Source organism: Allobosea sp. GW822-FHT05A11 (assembly GCF_058800455.1).
Genome location: NZ_JBXAMI010000002.1, coordinates 535,551 through 558,847, shown reverse-complemented (window position 1 = coordinate 558,847; position 23,297 = coordinate 535,551). Strand labels below are relative to the sequence as shown.

Here is a 23,297-nt window from a genome sequence, read left to right as displayed (position 1 = left end):
GCCTCTAACGATCTGCTCTTCCGGCATGTGATTTCAGGAGGTCGCGCGCGATCACGACCTTCTGGACTTCCGAGGCGCCCTCGTAGATCCGCAGCGCCCGGATCTCCCTGTAGAGTTCCTCGACCTTGACGCCCTTGGTGACGCCGAGCCCGCCATGGATCTGCACAGCCCGGTCGATCACCTTCTGGGCGTTCTCGGTCGCGACGAGCTTGGCCAGCGCTGCCTCGCGGGTGACGCGCGCCGCGCCCCGGTCCTTGGTCCAGGCGGCGCGGTAGACGAGGAGAGCGGCGGCATCGACCTCGGCAGCACTGTCGGCGATGGCCGCCTGCGAAAGCTGGAGATCGCCGAGCGTGCCGCCGAAGAGCTTGCGGCCATTGGCGTGGGCGAGCGTCTCATGCAGCGCCCGTCTCGCGAAGCCGAGCGCGGCGGCGCCGACCGTCGAGCGGAAGATGTCGAGCGTCGCCATCGCGACCTTGAAGCCGTCGCCGGGACCGCCGATGCCGTTCTCGAGCGGCACGCGGCAGCCCTCGAAGCGCAGGGTCGCCAGCGGGTGCGGCGCGATGACTTCGATGCGTTCCGCGATGGTCAGGCCGGGCGTATCGGCCTCGACCAGGAAGGCGGAGAGCCCGCGGGCACCGGGCGCCTCGCCCGTGCGAACGAAGACGACGTAATGGTCGGCGATGCCGCCATTAGAGATCCAGCTCTTCTCGCCGTCGATGCGGACATGGGTATTGCCGTCCGGCGTCGCGGTCGTCGCCATCGCTGCGACATCCGAGCCGGCTTCCTTTTCGGACAGCGCAAAGGCGGCGATGCGCTTGCCGGCAGCGACATCCGGCAGGATGTGCCGCTTCATCGCCTCGGAGCCGGCGATCGAGATCGCGCCGGTGCCGAGTCCCTGCATGGCGAAGGCGAAATCGGCGAGCCCGTCATGCGCCGCCAGGATTTCGCGGGCGAGACAGAGCGTGCGGACATCGAGTTTTTCGGTGAGCCCGCCATAGGCAGCCGGCACGGCAGCCTTCAGGAAGCCCGCGGCGCCGAGCGCCGCGACACGCGCCCGGCAGGCCTCGTCGACTTGCGTATGCGGCAGGTCGGCGAGGTAGGAATCGGCCCAGCCGGAGAGCTCGGTGGCGAAATTCCGGTGGCTCTCCTCGAAGAACGGCCAGTCGAGCGTGTCGCCGAGGATGTCGAGGCCGAGACGAGAAGCGCTGGCCATCTCAGTTGCCCTCGAAGACCGGCTTCTGCTTGTTGGCGAAGGCGTGATAGGCGCGGGAAAAGTCCTCGGTCTGCATGCACAGCGCCTGCGCCACGGCTTCCGCCTCGATCGCGCTCTCGACCGACATCGCCCATTCCATTTCGAGCATGCGCTTGGTCATCGCATTGGCGAAGGTCGGGCCATCAGCCAGTTCGGCAGCGAGCGTCTGCGCTTCCGGCAGCACGGCCTCGGAGGCGCAGATGCGGTTGAGGAAGCCCCAGCGCTCGGCTTCCTCGCCCCTGAGCACGCGGCCGGTATAGAGCAGTTCCGCGGCGCGGCCCTGGCCGATGATCCGCGGCAGCATCGCGCAGGCGCCCATGTCGCAACCGGCAAGGCCCACGCGGTTGAACAGGAAGGCGATCTTGCTGCCGGCCGTGCCGAGCCTGAGGTCGGAAGCCATCGCGACGATCGCGCCCGCGCCGGCACAGACACCGTCGATCGCCGCCACGATCGGCTGCGGGCAGGCCCGCATCGCCTTGACCAATTCGCCGGTCATCCGGGTGAACTTGAGCAGGTCCTTGGTCTCCATCGCGACCAGCGGCCCGATGATCTCGAACACGTCGCCGCCCGAGGAGAAATTGCCGCCGGCGCCGGTGACGACGATCGCCTTGACCGCCTCTTCCTTCTGCGCGGCGAGGAAGAAATCCGTGAGTTCGCGGTAGCTTGCGAAGGTCAGCGGATTCTTTTTCTCAGGCCGGTTCAGCGTCACCGTCGCGACCTTGCCGGAGACCGAGAGGCTGAAATGCTCCGGCGTGAAACCCGCCAGAGGCAGGGTCGTGGCATTGGCGATCTCGGCCATCAGGCATCTCCCTTGGCGGCTTCGCCGATCCGCCCCGCGATGGCACGATGCAGCGAGGTCTTGGTCTCTCCGAGCAGCCGGAAAAGCTGCGCGATGGCCGGTTGGTCGAGCCCGGCGAACAACTCGGCGATCCAGTCCTCATGGCGCTCGGCCATGGCGCGGAAGATCTTGCGGCCCTGTGCGGTCAGGGTGAGGATCTGCACCCGCCGGTCCTGCGGGGCGGAGCGCTTGTCGACGAGCCCATCCGTCACGAGCCCGGCGACGACGGCGGTGACATTGCCGTTGGAGACCATCAGGCGCTGCGAGACCTCGCCGACGGTCATGCCGACCGCCGTCTTGTCGAGCTGCGCCATCAGGTCGAAGCGCGGCAGCGTGGTCTTGAACTCCTCGCGGAGTCGGTTGCGGATCTCGGTCTCGATCAGAGTCGAGCAGGTCAGCATCCTCAGCCACAGGCGGAGTTCGTCCTTGTGGTCGCCGGGGCGCTCGCTGGCCTTGGTCTCGCGGTCCAGCACGAGGGCGGAAGAGGGCGTTTCCATCTCAGAACTCCCCGCCATTGATCATGAGCGACTGGCCGGTGACGGCATCGCTGCCCGGCCCGCACAGGTAGAGCACGGCGGCGGCGACCTCTTCCGGCGCGATCAGCCGGCCTTGCGGATTGTCCTTGATCATCGCCGCCAGCGCCTCTTCGCGGCTCTTGCCGGTCTTGTTGGCGACATTGTCGATGCTGGCGGTCGCCATGTCGGTATCGGCATAGCCCGGACAGACCGCGTTGACGGTGACGCCGGAGCGCGCCGTCTCCAGCGCCAGCGACTTCACCAGCCCGACCACGGCATGTTTCGCCGCCGTATAGGCGCTGACATAAGGGTAGCCGCGATGCCCCGCCGTCGAGGCGATGGCGATCAGGCGGCCGCGGCGGCGCTCCAGCATGGCCGGCAAAGTGGCGTGGAACAGGTTCACCGTGCCGATCAGGTTGATGTCGAGCATGCGACGGAAGCGTTCGTTGTCGCTGCGCATGAACGGGCCGGTCTCGACCGCGCCGGCATTGGCGATGGCGATGTCGAAGGCTGGTTCGCGCGAGAGCTGGTCCAGCGCCGCGGCAACCGAGGCTTCGTCGCGCACGTCGCAAGTTGCGTAATCGGCCGCGAGGCCAGCTGCGACGGCACCCCGCAAAGTCGCCTCGTCGCGCCCGAGGATACTGACCCTGGCTCCGGCTGCTGTCAGCCCGGCGGCGATGGCCCGGCCGATGCCGCGTCCGCCGCCCGTCACCAGTGCACGCTGTTCCCGCAGTGTCATGGCCGCTCGACCTCCGGATGAGAATATATTTTAAGTCTGAAGGAATTTGCAAGCAGCCTGATGGCAGCCGCGATGCAAGAGTATTTCGAACGCAAGCTGGTAATCCGGCGGGGCGCTTTTGAGTATCGAGCGGCATGGTCCCGCGGCGGTTGCCGCAAAATCCTCTTGAGGACAAAAACATTTCAGGCTTAAAATAATTTCTCAAGCCGGATCGACCCGGCTCCCGGATGGAGGCGTCGATGCGTATCGCGGTCGTGGGCGGAGGGCCGGCGGGACTCTATTTCGCGCTGCTGATGAAGCGGGATTGGCCGGAGCTGACGGTCGACGTCTTCGAGCGCAACCAGCCGGACGACACCTTCGGCTTCGGCGTGGTCTTCTCCGACCAGACGCTCGATACGTTCAAGATTGCGGATGCGCAGAGCTATGCCGCGATCCGAGACAATTTCGCCTACTGGGACGATATCGAGATCCACTTCAAGGGCGACACCTTCCGCGTGCCCGGCAACGGCTTCTGCGGCTGCTCGCGTCGCTCGCTCCTGATGCTGGTGCAGGCGAGGGCGCGCGAGCTCGGCGTCAACCTGCATTTCGGCAGCGAGATCGCCGATGCCGAGACATTGAAGCGCGACTACGACCTCGTCGTCGGCGCCGACGGCATCAACAGCCGCATCCGCGAGAACTGGCGCGAGCGCTTCCAGCCGCAAACCGACCTGCGGCCAAACCATTTCACGTGGATGGGCTCGACCCGTCCCTTCGACGCCTTCACCTTCTTCTTCAAGGAGACGGAGCACGGCGTCTTCATCGCCCATTGCTACCAGTACGAGGCCGGCCGCTCGACCTGGGTGCTGGAGACCGACCCCGAGACCTTCGCGAAGGCTGGCCTGGGCGCCATGGACGAGGCGCAGTCGGCCGCTTTCCTCGAAGGAGTCTTCGCCGAGGAACTGCAGGGCCACGAGCTCATCACCAACCGCTCGCTCTGGCGCAATTTCCCGATGATCCGCTGCCGTCATTGGGTGGTCGAGAATGTCGTGCTGATCGGCGACGCCAAGGCGACCGCGCATTTCTCGATCGGCTCCGGCACCAAGCTCGCGATGGAGGATGCCATCGCCCTGCACAGGGCGATGGGGCAGGCGAAGCTCGATGTCGCGGCCGGCCTGAAGCTGTTCGAGACGCAGCGCCGCGAGGAGGTCGAGAAGACCCAGCATGCAGCGGACGTCTCGCTGGTCTGGTTCGAGGAATTGAAACGCTTCTGGGATTTCGAGCCCTTGCGCTTCGCCTTCGGCCTGATGACTCGCTCCAAGGCGATCACCTACGACAATCTGGCGCTGCGCGCGCCGGAGATGGTGACGGCCGTCGACAGGCTCGTCGCCGACGGGCTCGGAGACTTTGCCAAGCGCCGCAAGGACGGCTCTCCGGTGCCGCCGGCCTTCCAGCCCTTCAAGCTGCGCGAGATGCGGGTCGAGAATCGCATGACGCTCTCGCCGATGTGCCAGTATTCGGCGCAGGACGGCCTGCCTGATGATTGGCACCTGATGCATTACGGCTCGCGCGCCATCGGCGGCCCCGGCCTGATCTTCACCGAGATGACCTGCGTCGCGCCGGACGCGCGCATCACGCCCGGCTGCACCGGTCTCTGGAACGATGCGCAGGAAGCCGCCTGGAAGCGGATCGTCGACTTCGTCCACGTCCATTCGACGGCGAAGATCTGCCTGCAACTCGGCCATGCCGGCCGGAAGGGCGCGACCAGGCTGATGTGGGAGGGCATGGACCGACCGCTGCCGGAAGGCGCCTGGCCGATCGTCTCAGCCTCAGCCTTGCCCTACTATCCCGAAAGCCAGGTGCCGCGCGAGATGACCCGCGCCGACATGGACCGGGTCAAGGCGGAATTTGTCGCCGCGGCCGAGCGTGGCGAGCGCGCCGGCTTCGACATGCTGGAGCTGCACTGCGCCCATGGCTATCTGCTGGCGAGCTTCCTCTCGCCGCTGACCAACCAGCGCACGGACGCGTACGGCGGCTCGGTCGAGAACCGGTTGCGCTATCCGCTGGAGGTCTTCCGGGCTCTGCGCGAGGCCTGGCCGCGCGAAAAGCCGATGTCGGTGCGCATCTCCGCGACCGACTGGGCCGAGGGCGGCCTCTCGGCGGCGGATTCCGTCGCCATTGCCGAAGCCTTCGCCGCCGAGGGCTGCGACCTCGTCGATGTCTCGACCGGCCAGACCGCAGCAGAATCGCGCCCCATCTACGGCCGCATGTTCCAGACGCCGTTCTCGGACCGCATCCGCAACGAGGCGCAGGTGGCGACCATGTGCGTCGGCAACATCACGACAGCCGATCAGGTCAACACCATCATCGCGGCCGGCCGCGCCGATCTCGTCGCGCTCGGGCGGCCGCACCTCGCCGATCCATCCTTCGTGCTGCGCGCTGCCGCCTGGTACGGCGTCGATGCCGACCAGCCGGTGCAGTACGGGCCCGGCAAGGACCAGCTCATGCGCAACACGCCGCGGGAGCGCGAGGAGCTCGAGACGCTGAAGCTCAAGGCCAAGCCCAGCCGCCACGCGCCGGTCATCGAGGGCTGAGACTCTATTTTGCGCCCTGCGAACGCCCGGAAGGTGAAACCTCCGGGATGGTCGGCGCCGTGGCAGGGCGCTCGCCGAACGGGCTGGCCGAAGGTGGGTTGCGCCGCAGCCGGAAGGCGAGATAGGCCGCAGCCGCCGCCGAGAGCAGGCCGAGATAGGCCAGCAGACCGTTCGGCCCGACCGTCTGCATGAAGGCGGCGGCGACCAGGGGGCCGATCGCCGAGCCTGTCGCCCAGAGGAAGAGCAATTGCGCCGAGAGGCCGAGCGCCCGTTCGCGGCCGAGCCGGAAATAGGCATGCGCGACGGCGACCGTGTAGATCGGCATCGCCCCTGCGCCGATCAGGGCGAAAAGCCCGAACAGCCAGAAGCGCGTATGAGGCACGGAGAGCCAGAGCACGACGCCGAGCGCCAGCGAGCAGAGCACGACCGAGACGGTGGCGGTCAGCATGATCTTGCGGCTCTCGACGCGGTCCGCCAGCAGCCCGAGCGGCCATTGCAGCACGAGCGCGCCGATCTGGATGCCGGCGGTCAGCAGGATCGCCCAGGCCTGGTCGAGGCCGATCAGGATGCCGTAGGCCGGTGCGATATTGGTCAGCGCGCCGCCCATCAGCCCGACATAGAGACAGCCGATCACCGAGGCCGGCGCGTATTGCCACATCGTGTTGAGCCGGACCGAGACGACCTCGCCCGATTCAGGTCCCTTGGCGCGGGTCATGCCGACCGGGATCAGCGCGATCGAGAAGGTCGCGCTCGCCAGCAGGAAGACATCGTGCGATTGCAGCGAGACATAGCCGACACCGATCTGCGAGCCGATCAGCGCCAGGCGGTTGAGGATCTGGTAGAAGCCGAACAGGCGCCCGCGCTGGCCGGCCTTGGCCTGGCCGCTGATCCAGCTCTCGATGCAGATCGCATGGCCGGCGCCGGCGAAGCCCATGCCGAGCCGTGAGATGCCCCAGAAATCGAGCGATGTGAGCGCGAAGCTGATCGTCAGCACCGCCTGCAGCGCCGCGAAGACGCCGAAGGCGCGGATATGCCCGACTCGGCGGATGAAGGCGGGGATGACGAAGCAACCGGCGAGGAAGCCGACGGAATAGGCCGAGCCGACGAGGCCGATCAGCAGCGGCGCCTTCTGCTCAAGCGCCATCTTCAACGGCACGACCGTGTTCACGATGGTCGAGGCGATCTGCAGGATCAATGCGCCGCTGACGATTGCGCCGAGCGCTGCGACGGAACTCGTCCGGGGCTCGGCTGGCTGGCTCACGGCGGTCCCGGCCTCCGGCGCAGCGGCCACTGAATCCTGCGATTCCGGCGGCTGCAACTCCTGCGGTTGCGATGCTTGCGACATATCCGATTCGAAGGCCGGTTGGTGAGAAATAGGTTGGAATGACAGCCTCGCCCGAAAAAATGGGCCAATCGGGGCAGGTCGCGAAAAAATCCCGTCTTTCTTCCTCCATCGTCCGGTCTCGATCGTGCCGTCTTCGCGTGGCCTTGGAGGCGCGCGCCGGGCCCAGTGCCGCCGCGCGCGAACCGCGAAAAATTATCGATCCGGTTCACCGGCGATTAACCAAGGCGGCGCCTTATCGATACGGAACGAAGTTTGGGTTCTCCCGGCATGTCCTGTCACACCGCGATGCGCACCGCGCCTCCCTCGGTCGAGGCGCGTGCGGCCGTGCTGTGCCTGCGGCCGCCGGGCGTGGCGTAAGCGTATCGAGAGTGCGGCGGATGACCTATGCGACCTATGTGCGGGAAGGTGGCGCGCCCTATGTGCGGCCGCGTCGTCGCCGCAGGCCCTTGCTGAAGGGGCTTCTCCTCGCGCTCGCCCTGAGCGGCGGCGCCATGTCCGGATTCTGGATGCTGGGGCAGGGCGCGCCCGGCCCCGATGCGGAGAAGATGCCCGCCGCAATCGCCCATAAGGGATCGGCCGGTCATGTCGCGCAGCAGCCGGCGCCGGCCTATAGCGGCCTGCTCGATCCCTCCCTGTCGGGCGGCAAGGGTGCGTCCTTCGTCCAGGGCGCTCCCGTCCGCTCCGCGTTCCAGCCGGCGGCCCCGGTGCCGCCATCCTCGTCGCTCGCCGCTGTCGCGCCCGCGGAGCCCGCCTTGCCGCTGCCGCCGCAGCCCCCGGTCACGCTGGCGGAGAAGGCCGCGCCCATGCCGGTGCCGCGCCCCTTGGATCTACTGCCGAAGGCCGGTCCGCAGCAGCTCCAGCCGCAACAAGCCCAGCCGCGCGTCGCCCAGCCGACGACGTCGCGTCGCAACCGGACGGCCGCCGCAGCGCCGACGCCCGGGGACAACCGCAGCTTCTTCGAGAAGCTCTTCGGCGTGCAGAAGCAGCAGGAGCCGGCCGGGACCGTGCTCGCCTATGCCGCGCCGCAGGACGACATCATCGATCGTGGCCGCATCACCCGTCTCAGCCCCTCCGCCGGCACCCCCACGCGCACCGCCGAGGCCGGCACCGCGATCTACGATATCGCGGCCAAGATGGTCTATCTGCCGAATGGCGAGCGACTGGAGGCTCATTCAGGCCTCGGCGAGATGATGGACGATGTCCGCTACGCCCATGTCCGGATGAAGGGCGTCACCCCGCCGCACACCTATACCTTGACCGAGCGCGAGGCGCTGTTCCACGGCGTGCGCGCCATTCGCCTGAATCCGGTCGGCGGCAGCGGCGCGATCCACGGCCGGGCCGGGCTGCTCGCCCATACCTATCTGCTCGGCCCGCGCGGCGACTCGAACGGCTGTATTTCCTTCAAGGATTACGATCGCTTCCTGCAGGCTTTCCTGCGCGGCGAGATCAAGCGCATCGTTGTGGTGGCGAGCCTCTGAGCGCAGGCGACTGCGCTAAGGCTGCCGCTGACGATTTGCCGTCCGCAACGCGATTCCGATCGCGGTCAGAACGCAGCCCAGGAAGAAGGGCGGGACGAAGACCATAAGGGCTTCGGTATCCTCCCAGCGAAAGCGGAAGCGGGAGAGGCTGCAGCCGCCCGAATGCAGGCCGCAGGCGAAGAAGTTCAACGCGACCCAGCCCGCGAAGGCGACGAGGCAGAGAACCGCCCCGCCTCCGATCAGGAGCCAGCTCGCGCGCCGCATCCAGGCTTCTCCGTGAGGCGCGGCGCGGTTAGCCGCGCGCCGCCTTCGGCGCCTTCTTCTCCGTCGCGTTCGGCTCGGCCGCTTTCTTGGCCGCCGCCGTCTTGGCAGCCGTCTTCTTGGCAGGCGCCTTCTTTGCAGCGGCCTTCTTGGCCGGAGCCTTGGCCTTGGCTGCACCGCTGGCGGCCTTCGGCTTACCCTTGCCGCCCTTCGCCTCGGCCTTGGCGTTCGCCAGCTCGATCGCCTGTTCCAGCGTGATGCTCTCCGCGGTCATCGTCTTGGGCAGGGTCGCGAAGATCTTGCCCCAGGCGACATAGGGGCCGTATTTGCCGGCCTTGACCTCCAGCGCCCCGCCGGCGGGATGATCGCCCAGTGCCCGGCCCGGCGTCGCCGCCCGGCCGCCGCGCCCGCCGCCGGCCTCCTTGGCGACGATCAGGTCGATGGCGCGGTTGGCGCCAAGCTCGAGCACGTCGTCGTCCTTGTCGATATTGGCGTAGACCTTGCCGTGCTGGACATAAGGCCCGAAGCGCCCGATGCCGACGAGGATCGGCTCGCCGCTCTCGGGATGCCGGGCGACTTCGCGCGGCAGGGAGAGCAGCGCCAACGCCTTCTCCAGCGTGACGCTCGACGGGCTCATGCCCTTGGGCAGGCTGGAGCGCTTGGGCTTCTCGCCCTCGCCGAGCTGGATATAGGGGCCGAAGCGGCCGTCGCGCAGCGTGACTTCGAGGTTCGTCACCGGATCGGTGCCGAGGATGCGCACGCCGGGCGTGCCCTGGCCGCCTTCGGCCGAGGCCTCGCCATCGGTGGCCGGGACGGAGAGGGGCCGCGTATAGCGGCATTCCGGGTAGTTCGAGCAACCGACGAAGGCGCCGAACTTGCCGAGCTTGAGCGAAAGCTGGCCGTTGCCGCAGGTCGGGCAGACCCGCGGATCGGAGCCGTCGGCCTTCTTCGGGAAGATGTACTCGCCGAGGATGCCGTTCAGCGCTTCCAGCACATCGCCGACGCGCAGGTCCTTGGTCTCGCCGATCGAGGCCTGGAACTCGTCCCAGAACGCGCGCAGCAGCGCCTTCCAGTCGACTTCGGCGTTCGAAACGCGGTCGAGGTTCTCCTCGAGATTCGCGGTGAAGTCGAACTCGACATAGCGCTTGAAGAAACTCTCCAGGAACGCCGTGACCAGCATGCCCTTGTCCTCGGGCACGAGGCGCTTCTTCTCGATGCGGACATATTCGCGGTCGCGCAAAGTCGAGAGCGTCGCGGCATAGGTCGAGGGCCGGCCGATGCCGAGCTCTTCCATGCGCTTGACCAGGCTCGCTTCCGAGAAGCGCGGCGGCGGCTCGGTGAAATGCTGGTCGGCGGCGATCCCGCGCTTCTCCAGCGTGTCGCCGGCCTTCATCGCCGGCAGCTTCTTGGAGTCCTCGTCTTCCTCGTCGTCGCGGCTTTCCTGATAGAGCGTCAGGAAGCCGTCGAAGAGCACGACCTGCCCGGAGGCGCGCAATTCCAGGTTGCGGGCGCCGACCTTGGCCGCGATGTCGACCGTCGTGCGCTCCATCTCGGCCGATTCCATCTGGCTGGCGATGGTGCGCTTCCAGATCAGTTCATAGAGCTTGGCCTGCTCGGGTTCGAGCTGGCGCGCGACCATGGCCGGCAGGCGGCCGAGATCGGTCGGGCGGATGGCTTCGTGGGCCTCCTGCGCGTTCTTGGCCTTGACCATGTATTTGCGCGGCGCGTTCGGCACGTATTTGGCGCCGAACTCCTTGCCGATGACGTTGCGCGCCGCGGTGATCGCCGAGGGGTCCATGTCGACGCCGTCGGTACGCATATAGGTGATGAGGCCGACGGTCTCGCCGCCGATATCGACGCCTTCATAGAGCCGCTGGGCGAGCTGCATCGTCCGTGCCGGAGCGAGGCCGAGCTTGCGCGAGGCTTCCTGCTGCAGCGTCGAAGTCTGGAAGGGCGGCTGCGGATGGCGCTTGACCGGCTTGGCCTCGACTTCGCTGACGGCGAAGAGGGCGGTTTCCAGCGCCGCCTTGAAGGCCTTGGCCTCCTCCTCGTTGCCGATATCGAGCCGGGTGATCTTCTTGCCGTCGGCGCCCACTAGGCGGGCCTCGAAGGTCTGGCCGGATTCCGTCGCGAGCGTCGCGACCAGCGACCAGTACTCACGGGCCCGGAAGGCCTCGATCTCGCGCTCGCGGTCGCAGACGAGGCGCAGCGCCACCGACTGCACGCGGCCGGCAGAGCGCGCGCCCGGCAACTTGCGCCACAGCACCGGGGAGAGCGTGAAGCCGACGAGATAGTCGAGCGCGCGGCGCGCCAGATAGGCATCGACCAGCGCCTGGTCGATCTGGCGCGGATTGGCCAGCGCCTTCTGCACGGCGTCCTTGGTGACGGCGTTGAAGGTGACGCGCTCGACGGGAATGCCTTTCAGCACCTTCTTCTGGTTCAGCGCCTCCAGCACATGCCAGGAGATGGCCTCGCCCTCGCGATCCGGGTCGGTGGCGAGGATCAGCTTCTCGGCGCCCTTCACGGCGCGCGCGATCTCGGCGACCTGCTTGGCGCCGCGGCCCTCGATCTCCCATTTCATGGAGAAGTCGTTGTCGGGCTCGACCGAGCCATCCTTGGCCGGCAGGTCACGGATATGCCCGAACGAGGCGATGACCTCGTAGTCGGAGCCCAGGTACTTGTTGATCGTCTTGGCCTTGGCCGGCGACTCGACGACGAGGAGCTTCATGATTTTCGTGTCTCGATAACAGCCTTGATCAGAGCGCGGAACCGGCCGTAACGGACGGTCCCGCGACCCGCAAGACCGCTGCGGTTCGGAAGATGCGCGCGAAAGTGGTTCAGCGCGCCGGCTCTGTCAAACCCCGAATGGATGACAACGACGATCGCCGGCCCGCTGATGCAGCGGTGAGACATGGGGGCGATCGCCGGCTTTGCAAGCGGGGGCCTCAGCCCCGCGCCGCCACCAGCCGGTCGATGAAGCCGTCGGTCTGGGCGCCGTTGATCCAGCGCAGCACCGCGACGACATCCTGCTCCGGATCGACCCAGATCACGTTGCTGCCGGCGCCCAGCGCCGAGAAGGACGCGGCCGGCACGCCAGGGCGCGCCGCCAGCCACCAGAGATAGCCGTAATTGGCCAGGGTGGGCGAGGGCGTCAGCATGCGCCTGACCCAGTCGCGCGACAGGATCTGCCGGCCGCCCCAGTCGCCCTCGCGGCCGATCAGCAGGCCGAAGCGGGCATGGTCGCGCGCGCCGATGAACAGCCCGCCGCCCCAATGGCCCCCGCCCGGCACCGACTGGATCGAGCGTCCGTCGATATCCGTGAAGGAGGTGCTGTAGCCCTCCCAGCGCCAGTCCGGCGAGGCGCCGATCGGGTCCATCACCCGCTCGCGCAGCACCTCCGGCAACGGGCGGCGGAAGCGCTCCAGCAGCGCATAGCTGAGGACGTTCACGCGCACGTCGTTATATTCGTAGAAGGAGCCCGGCGTCTTGAGTTCGCGGCGCTGGCCCTTGCGGCTGTTGTCGGCGCCGGGGCCGATCTGGCGGTTATGGTCGACCTGGTCGGACTTGCCGAAGATCTCGCCCTGCCACTCGCTGGATTGCTGCAGCAGGTGCCGCCAGGTGATCTGGCCGTTATGGGCGCCGGCGAAGACCGGGCCGGCGACCGTCGCACCGACCGGCTCCTCGACATCCTTGATCAACCCGTCGTCGAAGGCGATGCCGGCGAGGACCGCCAGATAGCTCTTGGCGATCGAGAAGGTCATGTCGGTGCGGGCGGTGTCGCCCCATTCGGCGACAATGCACCCGCCCTTCAGGATCAGGCCGGCCGGGCCGCCGCGCTCGCGCACCGGGCCGACGATCTCGGTCCAGGGGCCGCGCTCGTTCCACTCGACATTCCCGACATAGCTGCCGTCCGGATAGTACAGGCTGCGCGGCCAGGGGCTCTCCTGCTCGTGGGCGAACTCGACCGCGGCCTTCAACCTCTCCGGGTCGAAGCCGGCCTCGGCGGGCGCGATCGTCTGCCAGAGGGCCCCATTGGGGGCGGGAACGAAGGCATCGGTCGGGCTGGACAAGGCGGTATCCTCACACGGCGGAAAACCCGATTGGTAGCGCCGTTTCGGCGAAAGCTCCAAGACCCGCAAGACAACACCCACAGGACATGTGTCCTCCCAGCCGGGAGGAGCTTGCGCCGCACCCGACTCGCGCCTAAACAGCCTGCTTCAAATGACATCGCCAGCACCGCTCTATCCGCACCGCCATCTCCTCGGGATCGAGGGGTTGTCCCATCTGGACATCGAGGCGCTGTTGGACAGGGCCGAGGACTATGTCGCGCTCTCCCGCCAGGTCGAGAAGAAGGCGGCGACCTTGCGCGGCCGCACCCAGATCAACCTGTTCTTCGAGCCCTCGACCCGGACGCAGGCCTCCTTCGAGCTGGCCGGCAAGCGCCTCGGCGCCGATGTCATGAACATGTCCGTCGCCTCTTCTTCGGTGAAGAAGGGCGAGACGCTGATCGACACCGCCGCGACGCTGAACGCGATGCGACCGGACATCATCGTCGTGCGCCACCATGCAGCCGGCGCGGTCAACCTGCTCGCCCGCAAGGTCGGCTGCTCGGTGGTCAATGCCGGCGACGGCGCCCACGAGCATCCGACGCAAGCGCTGCTCGACGCATTGACGATCCGCCGCAACAAGGGCCGCATCCAGGGCCTGACGGTGGCGATCTGCGGCGACATCCTGCATTCGCGCGTCGCCCGCTCCAACATCATCCTCCTCAATGCGCTGGGCGCGAAAGTCCGGCTGATCGCGCCGACGACGCTGCTGCCGGTTGGCATCGAGCGCATGGGCGTCGAAATCTTCACCGATATGAACAAAGGGCTGGAGGGCGCCGACATCGTGATGATGCTGCGCCTCCAGCTCGAGCGCATGCATGGCGCCTTCGTGCCCTCGCCGAAGGAGTATTTCCGCTATTACGGGCTCGACCACGAGAAGCTGGAGCGCGCTCAAGCTGACGCGCTGGTGATGCATCCCGGCCCGATGAATCGTGGCGTCGAGATTTCTTCTGCGGTCGCCGACGGCGCCCAGTCGCTGATCCGCGAGCAGGTCGAGATGGGGGTCGCCGTCCGCATGGCCGTGCTCGACGCGCTGGCCCAGCATCTGCCGAATGCGTAAGCGTAAAGAGAGCGGACATGGCTGACACGCAGGACATCGCGACGCGGGACTTGGCGATCGTCAACGCTCGCCTGATCGACCCCGCAACCGGTCGCGAAGAAGCGGGCTCCGTCCTGCTCCGCAATGGCACGATCGCCGCGGTCGAATGGCAGGGCGCCCCGGCTACGGGCGAGGGCGTGCGCCGCATCGATGCGAAGGGCCAGGTTCTGACGCCCGGCCTTGTCGACCTCCGCGCCTTTCTGGGCGAGCCCGGCGCCGAATTCCGCGAGACGCTCGGTACCGGCTCACAGGCCGCGGCCGCCGGCGGCGTCACCACGGTCGTCTGCCGCCCGGATACCAATCCGCCGATCGACGACCCCGCGATCATCGATTTCGTCAAGCGCCGCGCCCGCGACAAGGCCGTCGTCAACGTCCTCTCCTGTGCCGCCCTGACCAAGGGCCTGCATGGCCAGGAGATCACCGAGTTCGGCCTGCTGCTGGAAGCCGGCGCGGTCGCCTTTTGCGACGGCGCCAGGGGCCTGCGCAATCCGCAGGTCATGCGCCGCGCCATGATCTATGCCCGGAATTTCGACGCCCTGATCATGAACCATGTCGAGGACCCCGAGCTGCGCGGCTCGGGCGTGATGAACGAGGGCGAGTTCGCCAGCCGCAAGGGCCTGCCGGGCATACCCGTAGAGGCCGAGACGGTGATGCTGGAGCGCGACATCCGCCTCGCTCGCGCCAGCGGCGCCCGCTACCACGCCGCGATGATCTCCTGCGCGGAATCGGCCGAGCTGGTGCGTCGTGCCAAGCAGGACGGCGTGCGCGTCACCTGCGGGGTCTCGATCAACAATCTCACTCTCAACGAGAACGACGTCGGCGAGTACCGCACCTTCTGCAAGGTCACGCCGCCGCTGCGTCATGAGGACGACCGCCTCGCGATGGTCGCGGCGCTGGCCGAGGGCGTGATCGACGTCGTCGTCTCCGATCACGATCCCCAGGACGTCGAGACCAAGCGCCAGCCCTTCGCCGAATGCGCCGACGGCGCGCTCGGCATCGAGACCATGCTCTCGGCTGCCCAGCGCATGGTCCAGGCCGGGCAGATCGGCCTGCCGCAATTGCTCGCCGCCTTGTCGGCGCGGCCGGCCGCCTTGCTCGGGCTCTCCGCCGGCAGGCTCGCTGTCGGGGCGCCCGCCGACCTCGTTCTGTTCGATCCCGAGGCGCCCTTCGTCGTCGACAAGCGCAAGCTCAAGTCCCGCGCCAAGAACTCGCCCTTCGACGAGGCACGGCTGGAAGGCATCGTTCAGGCGACCTTCGTCGGCGGCCGGGTGGTCTACGAAGCCGAGCCGGGCTAGGCTACCTGCGAACCGGGGGAACGGGCGGCATGACGGATGTTCTGAACTGGGGCCTCTCCGGCTCCGCCACGCTGATCGCCCTCGTCGTCGGCTATCTCTTCGGCTCGATCCCCTTCGGCATCATCCTGACCAGGCTCGCCGGTGGGCCGGACCTGCGCAGCATCGGCTCCGGCAATATCGGCGCGACCAATGTGCTGCGCACCGGCAACAAGAAGCTCGCGGCGGCCACCCTTGTCGGCGACATGCTGAAGGGCACGGTGGCTGTCCTGGTCGGCGCGCGCTTCCTCGGCGGCCCCGAGGCCGCGCTGGCGGCCGGCGCCGGCGCCTTCCTCGGGCATCTCTTCCCGGTCTGGCTGGGCTTCAAGGGCGGCAAGGGCGTCGCGACCTATCTTGGCGTGCTGATCGGCGTGAAGGCTTCGATCGCGCTGGTCTTCGCCGCGATCTGGCTGAGCCTGGCCTATCTGTTCCGCTATTCCTCTCTCTCGGCTCTGGTCGCGAGCGTGTTGACGCCGCTCCTGCTCTGGTTCTGGGTCGGGATGCCGAAGGCGGCGCTCGTCATGGCCGGGCTCACCGTCCTGCTCTGGATCATGCACCGGGAGAACATCGCCCGGCTATTGGCCGGACGCGAAGGCAAGATCGGCCAGAAGGGCTGACAGGGGCATGGCTGGGATCGTCCTCTCCGATCGCCAGCGTCTCGATTGGTTGCGGTTGATCCGCAGCGAGAGCATCGGCCCGCGCAGCTTCCGCACCCTGATGAACCGCTGCGGCGGCGCGGCCGCGGCACTCGATGCGCTGCCCGACCTCGCCCGGCAGGCAGGCCGCGCCATCCGCATCTGCCCGGCAGGCGAGGCCGAGCGCGAATTCGAGGGACTGTCGCGCCTCGGCGGCCGCTTCATCGCGCTCGGCGAAGTCGGATATCCCGTCCCGCTGCAGGCGATCGATTCGGCCCCGCCCTTGCTGGCGGTGCTCGGGCGCGGCGACATCCTGCAACGCCCTGGCGTGGCCATGGTCGGTTCGCGCAACGCCTCGGCCGCGGGGATGAAGTTCACGGCGCGGCTTGCCCGCGAGCTCGGCGAGGCCGATTTCACCGTGGTCTCGGGGTTGGCGCGCGGCATCGATACGGCAGCCCATGAGGCAAGCCTCGAAACCGGCACGGTCGCCGTGCTCGCCGGCGGGCTCGACGAGATCTACCCGCCGCAGAACATCCCGCTCGCCCGCCGCATCCTGGAGCGCGGCGCGCTGATCAGCGAGATGCCGCTCGGCTGGGTCGCGCGGGCGCGCGACTTCCCCCGCCGCAACCGCCTGGTCTCGGGGCTGTCACTCGGCACGGTCGTGGTCGAGGCGGCGCGCCGTTCGGGCTCCCTGATCACCGCGCGCTTCGCCAACGAGCAGGGCAGGCTGGTCTTCGCCGTTCCGGGCTCGCCGCTCGATCCGCGCGCCGAGGGCGGCAACCACCTGATCCGGGAAGGGGCGACGCTCTGCGCCGAGGCGGCCCATGTTATCGAAGCGCTTCAGCCCTTGCGCCAGCGCGAGCTCGACCTGTCCTTCCCGGTGCAAGCCATGCGCGAGGTCATCGGAGAGCCCGCCTCCGAGGCGATGTGGGACGAACTCGACCTGCCCGAGATCATGCCGGCGCCCGGCTATGCCCGGCATGAAGACGGCTTCGAGCCGGAGCCACCGTCATCATTGCAGGCGAAGGGCGCTGCCGATTCCGGCCGGCTGGTGCTCGATCTTCTCGGCCCCACTCCGATCGGGCTTGACGATCTCGTCCGTGCCAGCGGGCTTGCGGCCCGCGAGATCGGTCATATCCTCGTCGAGCTGGAGCTCTCGGGAACGATACGGCGCCACCCCGGCGGGGCATTGTCGCGCAACCTGCCCTGAACCGGCCAGGCCGGTTTCAATGACGGTCGCTGCGCGGCGATGCCAGTCGCTCGATTTCCGCCGAGGCCTCGATTCTGGCCATTTCGAGAAAGTAGCTGAGGGCGCTGAGCTTGGCATCGCGGGCCATGGCGCGGAGTTCCGCCGCCATCCCCTCGATGAAGCAGGCGGCCTCCAGCGGCGACATCGGCCGGCTGGGAATGTCGTCTTCGCTGAGCCCTCCCGGATCGGGCTCAAGTGCGACCAGCTTGGAGACTTTGTGTTTCATGGCGAATGGATTCCCTCGCATAATCGGGGATCGACTCGTCCGGCGGGCTTTGCTTCCCGGACAGATATGCAAGCATAGATTGCATTTATGAATGAATTTCAAGTTTCCGTATACTATGCCAGAAGAAAGACCGCTGCCGGAAGCGTCGCCAGGGCGAGCAGCGTCTGCAGCGTCGTGATCTCGGCCATCAGCGGTGCGTCGCCGCCGAGATCGCGCGCCAGGAAATAGGCGGCGGTGGCCGTCGGGACGGCGCCTGCGACCACCGTCATCGCAAGGGCCGGGCCGGTGACGCCGAACCAGCCGGCATAGAGCCAGGCCAGCACCGGCATGACCGCGAGCTTGAGCCCGACGGCAACGGCATGCGCCAGCCGCGGCCGGGCCAGGCGGTCGAGGTCGAGCGCCGAGCCGACCACGAGCAGCCCGATGCCGAGCGAGGCGCGCCCGAGTACGTCGAGATAGCCGGTGAAGGCGGTGGGCAGCAGCCACTGCACCTGGTTGAACACGAGGCCGACCGCCGAGGACCAGATGAAGGGGTTGTAGAGAATCGAGCGGATCATCGCGCTCAGGCTCATCGGCTTGCCGCTGGCGAACCGGGCGAGCACGAAGACGCACATGACGTTGAGCAGCGGGATCATCGTGGCGACGGCGATCGCCATCAGCGTCGTGCCGGTGCGGCCCTGCAGGCCGGCCGCCAGCGCGAGGCCAACGAAGCTGTTCCAGCGCACCGAGCCCTGGAAGATCGAGGTGAAGGCCGGTCCCCCGATACCGGCCTGCGACAGCAGCGGGCGGGCGAGCAGGAGCAGGGCGGCGACGCTGAGGATGGCGAGGACGAGGCTCGCGCCCATGCCGAGGACCGGAACGCTGCGCAGGTCGGCCATGGCCAGCGTATGGATCACCACCGCCGGAAACAGGACCTGGTAGGTCAGGCGCTCGACGCCGATCCAATGCGCCGGCGAGACGATGTTGCGCGCCTTCAAAAACCAGCCCGTCGCGATGACGAGGAAGACGGCGATCAGGCTATCGAGCATGGAGGGGCCGGAAACGAGGGCGGGGCAGGAGGCCGTGGCGAGAGGCTGTCGGGAACAATGGAGATGGGCAGCCGTTTTACTGTCGAACTGACCTGTCCCTGTCATGCCCGCTCGTGGCCGGCAAGGGCGCGGGAGAAGGACCGTCCTGTCCCTGCCGCAATGCTGCCGCGATTGGTTCAGGTCCCATTCAACCGGATTGCCCCATGCTGACTTCAACATTGGGTGATCTCGTGAAAGGAGATGCCGTCATGATGTCTCTGAAGAAGAAAGTCGCTGTTGCGCTGACCGCCGCGAGCGTTGCCGCAGGCAGCTTTGCCGTTCCCGCCATGGCGGCCGAAACGCGCGGCTTCGACGCGGCGCGCCTCGACAAGGCCCAGGCCGAATATACGCAGTATCGCTACCGTCATGGCTATCGTGGCCATTGGCGCGGCTCGTCGCGCGGCGCGGCGGTTGCCGGTGCGATCGGTCTCGGCATCCTCGGGGCCGCGGCCATTGCGGCCAACAGGAATGCTTATGCGGGGCCGAGCTACTACGACGACGATGGCTATTATGCGCCGCCGGCGCCGGTCTACGTCGCGCCGAGGCGCTACTACGCCCCCTATGGCTATCAGCCCTATGATTTCCGCGACTATCGCTGAGATGGATCGCAGCTAGACCGGCAGGGCCCGCGCAATCGCGCGGGCCTTTCTGTGTGACGATATATTTGGGATTTGGCGTCATGAAGCGCGGTCATGGACTTTCCGATGGGGGTATCGCCACGATGAAATCGCTTCGACAGACACTGGTCGCAAGCCTCGGTCTGGTCGCGCTGGCCTGGGCTTCCGCTCAGCCGGCCGCCGCCCAGTATTACGGCGGCCAGGGCAACGGCTACGAGCGCCGTGGCCAGGAACGCAACGGCTATGAGCGCAACGGCTATCAACGCAACGGCTATGAACGCCGCGACTCCTGGCGTGACGATGATCGTGGCTCGCGTTTCGGCCGGGACGACGGGCGCGGTGGCTACGGTCGCCGCACGCAGAATCCGATGGCCGGGATGAGCCTTGAAGAGCAGAAGCGCGCGGTCAAGAACGAGCGCGAGGCGCAGAAGAAGGCGTTCAAGCGCGGCCAGATCTTCCAATAGGTCCTGGCTGGCGCGGACGGCTTTCACGAAGGCCGCTTCGCCATCCGGCGGGCGGCCTTCAGTCGTATTGGCTTTCGTCTTCGCCGTCCTCCTGCGGTCCGAGCCGGCCCAGCCGGTCGAGCGCGCCTTGCAGGATATAGGCGGCCGCCATCTTGTCGACGACGGCGGCGCGCTTGGCGCGCGAGGCGTCGGCATCGAGCAGGGTCCGCGTCACGGCAAGCGTCGACATGCGCTCGTCCCAGAACACGATCGGCAGTTCGGTGAGGGGAATGAGATTGCGCACGAAGGCGCGGGTCGACTGCACGCGCGGTCCTTCCGTGCCGTCCATGTTGAGCGGCAGGCCGATGACCAGCCCGGCGACCTGGTGCTTGCCGGCGATCTTCAGCAGCGCTGCTGCATCGAGCCCGAACTTGACCCGCTGGATCGTCTCCAGCGGCGTCGCGATCTGCCGCTCCACATCCGAGAGCGCCAGCCCGATCGTCTTGCTGCCGAGATCGAGCCCGAGCAGCCGGGCATGCGCCGGCAGGTCGAGGAAGGCTTCGAGCGGGACGACGGCGCTGGTCATGGCATGGCGGTATCACGCGCCGGCCGGCCTCGCGAGCGATACCTTTTCCGATGCGCCCGGAGAATGACGAGTTCCCGGCGGCTGTAGCGCGGAAGCCATCGCGCATCGCCGGCTATCAGGCTATATCCGCGCGCTTGAAAAGCGGCGTTGCCGCATAAAGGATAGTACCGTGCCGGCGCGCATCTCGCTCCATGTTCCCGACAAGCACCTGCTTGGCGCCTATCAGGCGGCGTTGCGCGGCGGCTGGTCGCCGAATACGACGCGCAACGTCGCGCCCGAGCATCTCGCTGCCATTGCCGCCGATCCCGACGCTTTCCTCGCCGAGATCCGTGGCGGCCCCGGCCGCATCCGCCTGCCGGATGGCCGCGAGGTCGACCGCATTCCCGGCCCGACGCGCTGGATCTTCGCCGAGGATCGTCCCGAGCGGCCCTTCATCGGTTCGATCAACCTGCGCTGGCAGGAGGATGCGGCGGGTCGCCCGATCCTCGCCCTGCCGGAGCATGTGCTCGGCCATGTCGGCTACACCATCCTGCCGGCCTTCGCCGGGCGCGGCTACGCGACGGCGGCGCTTGCGGCGATGCTCGGCGTGGCGCGCGAAGCCGGGCTGCCCGAGATCAGCATCACCTGCGACGCGACCAACCAGGCCTCGCGCCGCATCATCGAGAAGAATGGCGGGCGGCTGGTCGAGACCTTCGTCGCGCCGCTCTACGGCCCCGATCAACGCCTCCGTTTCAGCGTCAGCACTGCATCATGACCGATATCGTCATCACCGAGTTCATCGACGACACCGCTCTCGCCAACCTGAAAGCGCGGTTCGCGGTCCATTACGACCCCGAGCTCTATGCCGATATCGACGAGATGGCGCGGCTTTTCGCCGATGTCCCGGCCGTGATCGTGCGCAACCAGACGCAGGTGCGTGGCAAGGTGCTGGAAGCGGCGAGGGCGCTCAAGGTCATCGGCCGCCTCGGCGTCGGCCTCGACAATCTCGACATGGAGATTTGCGCCGCCCGTGGCATCCGCGTCTTCCCGGCGACCGGCGCCAACAGCCTCTCCGTCGTCGAATACGTCATCGGCACGACGATGACCCTGCTGCGCGGCGCCTATTACGCCAATGCCGCGATGCTGGCCGGCGAGTTTCCCAAGACCAGGCTGATCGGCCGCGAGATCGCCGGCAAGCTGATGGGCCTTGTCGGCTTCGGCTCCATCGCCCGCGACGTCGCCCACCATGCCCGCGCGATCGGGATGGAGGTCGCTGCCTACCATCCGCGCCTCCCCATCGATGATCCGGCCTGGAGCGGCGTGCGGCGGCTGGAGCTCGACGAATTGCTGGCGCAGGCCGACATCATCAGCCTGCATGTCCCGCTGACCTCGGAAACCCGTGGCATGATCGACGCCAAGGCCTTCGCCCGGATGAAACCGGACGCGATCGTGATCAACACGGCGCGCGGCGGCATTCTGGACGAGGCGGCTCTGGTGAAGGCGCTCAAGGCCGGCAAGCTCGGCGGCGCGGCGATCGATGCCTACGAGCAGGAGCCGCTCGGCAAGGACGCCGCCAAGGTCTTCACCGGGGCGCCGAACCTGATTCTGACGCCGCATATCGCCGGGAATACGGTGGAATCGAACGGGCGGGTGTCGGGGCTGGTGGCCGAGAAGGTCATGGCGGCGCTGGACGAGCGGATTTAGGGCGATCTCGACAGCCGGGAGCGACGGCTTTCGCTCCCTGGCCAACCTCGAAACGGATTGAATAATCGCCTCGAGGCTCGTTTCATGGCCAGACAGGTGCGCCGTCCAGCCCCGTGCTTTCCGGTAGACCGCAGATCAGGTTCGCATTCTGCAGCGCCTGACCAGCTGCGCCTTTACCGAGATTGTCGACCACGCCCATCGCGATGATCAGGTCGCGCTCCGGGTCGGCCGCATAGCTGACGAATGCGAGATTCGAGCCGGTCGCCCATTTGGTCTGCGGTGGCTTGTTGGTCACGCGGACGAACGCCCGCTCGGCATAGAAGCGCCGCGCCGCGTCCAGGCACTGGTCCGTGGTGGCGCGCCCGCGACAGTAGATGGTGGCCAGGATGCCGCGAGTCATCGGCACCAGATGGGGCGTGAACACCAGCCCGGCCGCGCTGCCGCCGCTCAGCCGTTCGATCGTCTTGGCAATCTCGGGCATATGGACATGCTTGAGCAGGCCATAGGGCACCAGGTTCTCGTTGCTCTCGGCATAGCCGAACTTGCTGTCGCCGCCCCGGCCGGCACCGGAGATGCCCGTCTTGACGTCGATCACGATGTTGCCGGGCTCGATCAGCTTGTTGACCAGCAGCGGGGCCAGCGCGTTCAGCGTCGCTGCAGGAAAGCAGCCGGGGTTGGCAACGCGGGTCCGGCCCTCGATCTGCGTCGGCCAGATGTCGGCCAGGCCGTATGCCCAGCCCTCGACATAGCGGTGGTCGCCGCCGATATCGACGATCTTCACGTCCTTGGGCACGCGCGCCAGCGCGTCGGCCGAGGCGCCCGTGGGCAGCGACGCGAAGAGCACGTCGAGCTTCGGCAAGGTTGCAGGCTCCCACTTCTCGATCACCAGTCCGGCCAGCTTGGTCGGCACACCGGGGAAGCGATCCACCAAGCGGCTGCCGGCGCTGCTGTCGCCGGCCGCGTAGACCAGCTCGAAAGACGGGTGGCTCGCGATCAGGCGCAGTGCTTCGCCGCCGCCGAAGCCACTGATCCCGACAATGCCGACGCGAATGCTCATGATGATGTCCTTCTGGGGTTCGGGCAAAAGAAAACCCCCGGAGCCGAGGGCTGCGGAGGTTCGGGAACACGGGTCGGGGGCCGCTTCGGCGGATGAAGCCTATGGTGAGGCTGTCATCATGCGGAAGGGCACTGATCGACGCGCAGCCGGAAGAGCCGCCGCTTGTGTGAAGCAACGTCGGCGTCGATCACAGAGGTTCC

22 protein-coding genes are annotated in these 23,297 nt (G+C 67.5%); 10 read left to right on the top strand and 12 right to left on the bottom strand.

All coding sequences use genetic code 11. The features are described 5' to 3' along the window. Positions 1-4: 4 nt before the first annotated feature. Genes AC1RLU_RS07945 through AC1RLU_RS07930 form a run of 4 tightly spaced genes read right to left on the bottom strand, consistent with a single transcriptional unit; the run spans position 5 to position 3,344 of the window. Complete coding sequence (locus AC1RLU_RS07945; protein ID WP_492794868.1) at positions 5-1,213, bottom strand: acyl-CoA dehydrogenase family protein; 1,209 nt, start codon at positions 1,211-1,213, stop codon at positions 5-7. A 1-nt stretch (position 1,214) separates the two neighbouring features. Further along, positions 1,215-2,051, bottom strand: a complete 837-nt coding sequence (locus tag AC1RLU_RS07940) for an enoyl-CoA hydratase family protein (RefSeq protein WP_113587375.1) — start codon at positions 2,049-2,051, stop codon at positions 1,215-1,217. Continuing rightward, on the bottom strand, positions 2,051-2,587 hold the full coding sequence (locus AC1RLU_RS07935) for a MarR family winged helix-turn-helix transcriptional regulator (protein WP_492794867.1): 537 nt from the start codon (positions 2,585-2,587) through the stop codon (positions 2,051-2,053). The genes AC1RLU_RS07940 and AC1RLU_RS07935 overlap by 1 nt, the downstream gene beginning before the upstream one ends. A gap of 1 nt (position 2,588) precedes the next feature. Then, a complete protein-coding gene (locus AC1RLU_RS07930; RefSeq protein ID WP_492794866.1) occupies positions 2,589-3,344 on the bottom strand; it encodes an SDR family NAD(P)-dependent oxidoreductase in 756 nt (251 codons plus the stop codon). Between the two features lie 239 nt (positions 3,345-3,583). Between AC1RLU_RS07930 and AC1RLU_RS07925 the strand changes: the two genes are divergently transcribed. Further along, positions 3,584-5,914 carry a bifunctional salicylyl-CoA 5-hydroxylase/oxidoreductase gene (locus AC1RLU_RS07925; RefSeq protein WP_492794865.1) on the top strand — a complete coding sequence of 777 codons (2,331 nt, stop codon included), beginning with the start codon at positions 3,584-3,586 and terminating at the stop codon, positions 5,912-5,914. Between the two features lie 4 nt (positions 5,915-5,918). Here AC1RLU_RS07925 and AC1RLU_RS07920 read toward each other — a convergent pair whose 3' ends face one another. Then, positions 5,919-7,175, bottom strand: a complete 1,257-nt coding sequence (locus AC1RLU_RS07920; RefSeq protein WP_162260047.1) for an MFS transporter — start codon at positions 7,173-7,175, stop codon at positions 5,919-5,921. Between the two features lie 461 nt (positions 7,176-7,636). On the opposite strand from AC1RLU_RS07920, the gene AC1RLU_RS07915 reads away from it, so the two are divergent. Further along, on the top strand, positions 7,637-8,737 hold the full coding sequence (locus AC1RLU_RS07915; RefSeq protein WP_061963862.1) for a DUF2778 domain-containing protein: 1,101 nt from the start codon (positions 7,637-7,639) through the stop codon (positions 8,735-8,737). A 15-nt stretch (positions 8,738-8,752) separates the two neighbouring features. Here the strand turns inward: AC1RLU_RS07915 and AC1RLU_RS07910 are convergent, their stop codons facing one another. The 3 genes from AC1RLU_RS07910 to AC1RLU_RS07900 form a co-directional block, all read right to left on the bottom strand. Then, a complete protein-coding gene (locus tag AC1RLU_RS07910) occupies positions 8,753-9,001 on the bottom strand; it encodes a hypothetical protein (protein ID WP_492794863.1) in 249 nt (82 codons plus the stop codon). Positions 9,002-9,029: 28 nt separating this feature from the next. Then, complete coding sequence (gene topA / locus AC1RLU_RS07905; protein WP_492794862.1) at positions 9,030-11,726, bottom strand: type I DNA topoisomerase; 2,697 nt, start codon at positions 11,724-11,726, stop codon at positions 9,030-9,032. A 217-nt stretch (positions 11,727-11,943) separates the two neighbouring features. Then, positions 11,944-13,068, bottom strand: a complete 1,125-nt coding sequence (locus AC1RLU_RS07900) for a serine hydrolase domain-containing protein (RefSeq protein ID WP_492794861.1) — start codon at positions 13,066-13,068, stop codon at positions 11,944-11,946. A gap of 151 nt (positions 13,069-13,219) precedes the next feature. Here AC1RLU_RS07900 and AC1RLU_RS07895 point away from each other — a divergent pair, with 151 nt between their 5' ends. Genes AC1RLU_RS07895 through dprA form a run of 4 tightly spaced genes read left to right on the top strand, consistent with a single transcriptional unit; the run spans position 13,220 to position 17,379 of the window. After that, the gene (locus AC1RLU_RS07895; protein WP_091855463.1) at positions 13,220-14,164 is read left to right on the top strand and encodes an aspartate carbamoyltransferase catalytic subunit; all 945 of its coding nucleotides are present in this window, start codon (positions 13,220-13,222) and stop codon (positions 14,162-14,164) included. A 17-nt stretch (positions 14,165-14,181) separates the two neighbouring features. Continuing rightward, positions 14,182-15,498, top strand: a complete 1,317-nt coding sequence (gene pyrC / locus AC1RLU_RS07890; RefSeq protein WP_492794859.1) for a dihydroorotase — start codon at positions 14,182-14,184, stop codon at positions 15,496-15,498. A gap of 29 nt (positions 15,499-15,527) precedes the next feature. Further along, positions 15,528-16,151 (top strand): glycerol-3-phosphate 1-O-acyltransferase PlsY, encoded by a 624-nt coding sequence (gene plsY, locus AC1RLU_RS07885; RefSeq protein ID WP_061963852.1) that lies wholly within the window; start codon positions 15,528-15,530, stop codon positions 16,149-16,151. A 16-nt stretch (positions 16,152-16,167) separates the two neighbouring features. Further along, positions 16,168-17,379 (top strand): DNA-processing protein DprA, encoded by a 1,212-nt coding sequence (dprA, locus tag AC1RLU_RS07880; RefSeq protein WP_142115847.1) that lies wholly within the window; start codon positions 16,168-16,170, stop codon positions 17,377-17,379. 16 nt (positions 17,380-17,395) lie between these two features. On the opposite strand, the gene AC1RLU_RS07875 is transcribed toward dprA, so the two are convergent. Together AC1RLU_RS07875 and AC1RLU_RS07870 are read right to left on the bottom strand one after the other, a co-directional pair. Continuing rightward, positions 17,396-17,644, bottom strand: a complete 249-nt coding sequence (locus AC1RLU_RS07875) for a hypothetical protein (protein ID WP_492794857.1) — start codon at positions 17,642-17,644, stop codon at positions 17,396-17,398. 113 nt (positions 17,645-17,757) lie between these two features. After that, positions 17,758-18,672 (bottom strand): AEC family transporter, encoded by a 915-nt coding sequence (locus AC1RLU_RS07870; RefSeq protein ID WP_492794855.1) that lies wholly within the window; start codon positions 18,670-18,672, stop codon positions 17,758-17,760. A gap of 248 nt (positions 18,673-18,920) precedes the next feature. On the opposite strand from AC1RLU_RS07870, the gene AC1RLU_RS07865 reads away from it, so the two are divergent. After that, a complete protein-coding gene (locus AC1RLU_RS07865) occupies positions 18,921-19,310 on the top strand; it encodes a hypothetical protein (protein ID WP_492794853.1) in 390 nt (129 codons plus the stop codon). A 122-nt stretch (positions 19,311-19,432) separates the two neighbouring features. Continuing rightward, positions 19,433-19,792, top strand: a complete 360-nt coding sequence (locus AC1RLU_RS07860) for a hypothetical protein (RefSeq protein ID WP_492794851.1) — start codon at positions 19,433-19,435, stop codon at positions 19,790-19,792. 58 nt (positions 19,793-19,850) lie between these two features. Here the strand turns inward: AC1RLU_RS07860 and ruvX are convergent, their stop codons facing one another. Then, a complete protein-coding gene (gene ruvX, locus AC1RLU_RS07855) occupies positions 19,851-20,357 on the bottom strand; it encodes a Holliday junction resolvase RuvX (RefSeq protein ID WP_061963842.1) in 507 nt (168 codons plus the stop codon). A gap of 169 nt (positions 20,358-20,526) precedes the next feature. Between ruvX and AC1RLU_RS07850 the strand changes: the two genes are divergently transcribed. Both AC1RLU_RS07850 and AC1RLU_RS07845 read left to right on the top strand, forming a co-directional pair. Continuing rightward, positions 20,527-21,111 carry a GNAT family N-acetyltransferase gene (locus AC1RLU_RS07850; RefSeq protein WP_244511864.1) on the top strand — a complete coding sequence of 195 codons (585 nt, stop codon included), beginning with the start codon at positions 20,527-20,529 and terminating at the stop codon, positions 21,109-21,111. Beyond that, a complete protein-coding gene (locus AC1RLU_RS07845) occupies positions 21,108-22,040 on the top strand; it encodes a hydroxyacid dehydrogenase (protein WP_492794849.1) in 933 nt (310 codons plus the stop codon). Before AC1RLU_RS07850 ends, AC1RLU_RS07845 begins: the two co-directional genes overlap by 4 nt. An 82-nt stretch (positions 22,041-22,122) precedes the next feature. On the opposite strand, the gene argC is transcribed toward AC1RLU_RS07845, so the two are convergent. Further along, complete coding sequence (gene argC, locus AC1RLU_RS07840) at positions 22,123-23,097, bottom strand: N-acetyl-gamma-glutamyl-phosphate reductase (protein ID WP_492794847.1); 975 nt, start codon at positions 23,095-23,097, stop codon at positions 22,123-22,125. Positions 23,098-23,297: the final 200 nt, after the last annotated feature.

Coding starts and splice junctions, on each gene's coding strand:
- topA (WP_492794862.1), bottom strand. CDS start 11,726: ATGAAGCTCCTCGTCGTCGAGTCGCCGGCCAAGGCCAAGACGATCAAC.
- AC1RLU_RS07935 (WP_492794867.1), bottom strand. CDS start 2,587: ATGGAAACGCCCTCTTCCGCCCTCGTGCTGGACCGCGAGACCAAGGCC.
- AC1RLU_RS07845 (WP_492794849.1), top strand. CDS start 21,108: ATGACCGATATCGTCATCACCGAGTTCATCGACGACACCGCTCTCGCC.
- argC (WP_492794847.1), bottom strand. CDS start 23,097: ATGAGCATTCGCGTCGGCATTGTCGGGATCAGTGGCTTCGGCGGCGGC.
- AC1RLU_RS07865 (WP_492794853.1), top strand. CDS start 18,921: ATGATGTCTCTGAAGAAGAAAGTCGCTGTTGCGCTGACCGCCGCGAGC.
- AC1RLU_RS07910 (WP_492794863.1), bottom strand. CDS start 9,001: ATGCGGCGCGCGAGCTGGCTCCTGATCGGAGGCGGGGCGGTTCTCTGC.
- AC1RLU_RS07930 (WP_492794866.1), bottom strand. CDS start 3,344: ATGACACTGCGGGAACAGCGTGCACTGGTGACGGGCGGCGGACGCGGC.
- AC1RLU_RS07925 (WP_492794865.1), top strand. CDS start 3,584: ATGCGTATCGCGGTCGTGGGCGGAGGGCCGGCGGGACTCTATTTCGCG.
- AC1RLU_RS07870 (WP_492794855.1), bottom strand. CDS start 18,672: ATGCTCGATAGCCTGATCGCCGTCTTCCTCGTCATCGCGACGGGCTGG.
- AC1RLU_RS07945 (WP_492794868.1), bottom strand. CDS start 1,213: ATGGCCAGCGCTTCTCGTCTCGGCCTCGACATCCTCGGCGACACGCTC.
- AC1RLU_RS07875 (WP_492794857.1), bottom strand. CDS start 17,644: ATGAAACACAAAGTCTCCAAGCTGGTCGCACTTGAGCCCGATCCGGGA.
- pyrC (WP_492794859.1), top strand. CDS start 14,182: ATGGCTGACACGCAGGACATCGCGACGCGGGACTTGGCGATCGTCAAC.
- AC1RLU_RS07915 (WP_061963862.1), top strand. CDS start 7,637: ATGACCTATGCGACCTATGTGCGGGAAGGTGGCGCGCCCTATGTGCGG.
- plsY (WP_061963852.1), top strand. CDS start 15,528: ATGACGGATGTTCTGAACTGGGGCCTCTCCGGCTCCGCCACGCTGATC.
- AC1RLU_RS07860 (WP_492794851.1), top strand. CDS start 19,433: ATGAAATCGCTTCGACAGACACTGGTCGCAAGCCTCGGTCTGGTCGCG.
- AC1RLU_RS07940 (WP_113587375.1), bottom strand. CDS start 2,051: ATGGCCGAGATCGCCAATGCCACGACCCTGCCTCTGGCGGGTTTCACG.
- AC1RLU_RS07895 (WP_091855463.1), top strand. CDS start 13,220: ATGACATCGCCAGCACCGCTCTATCCGCACCGCCATCTCCTCGGGATC.
- ruvX (WP_061963842.1), bottom strand. CDS start 20,357: ATGACCAGCGCCGTCGTCCCGCTCGAAGCCTTCCTCGACCTGCCGGCG.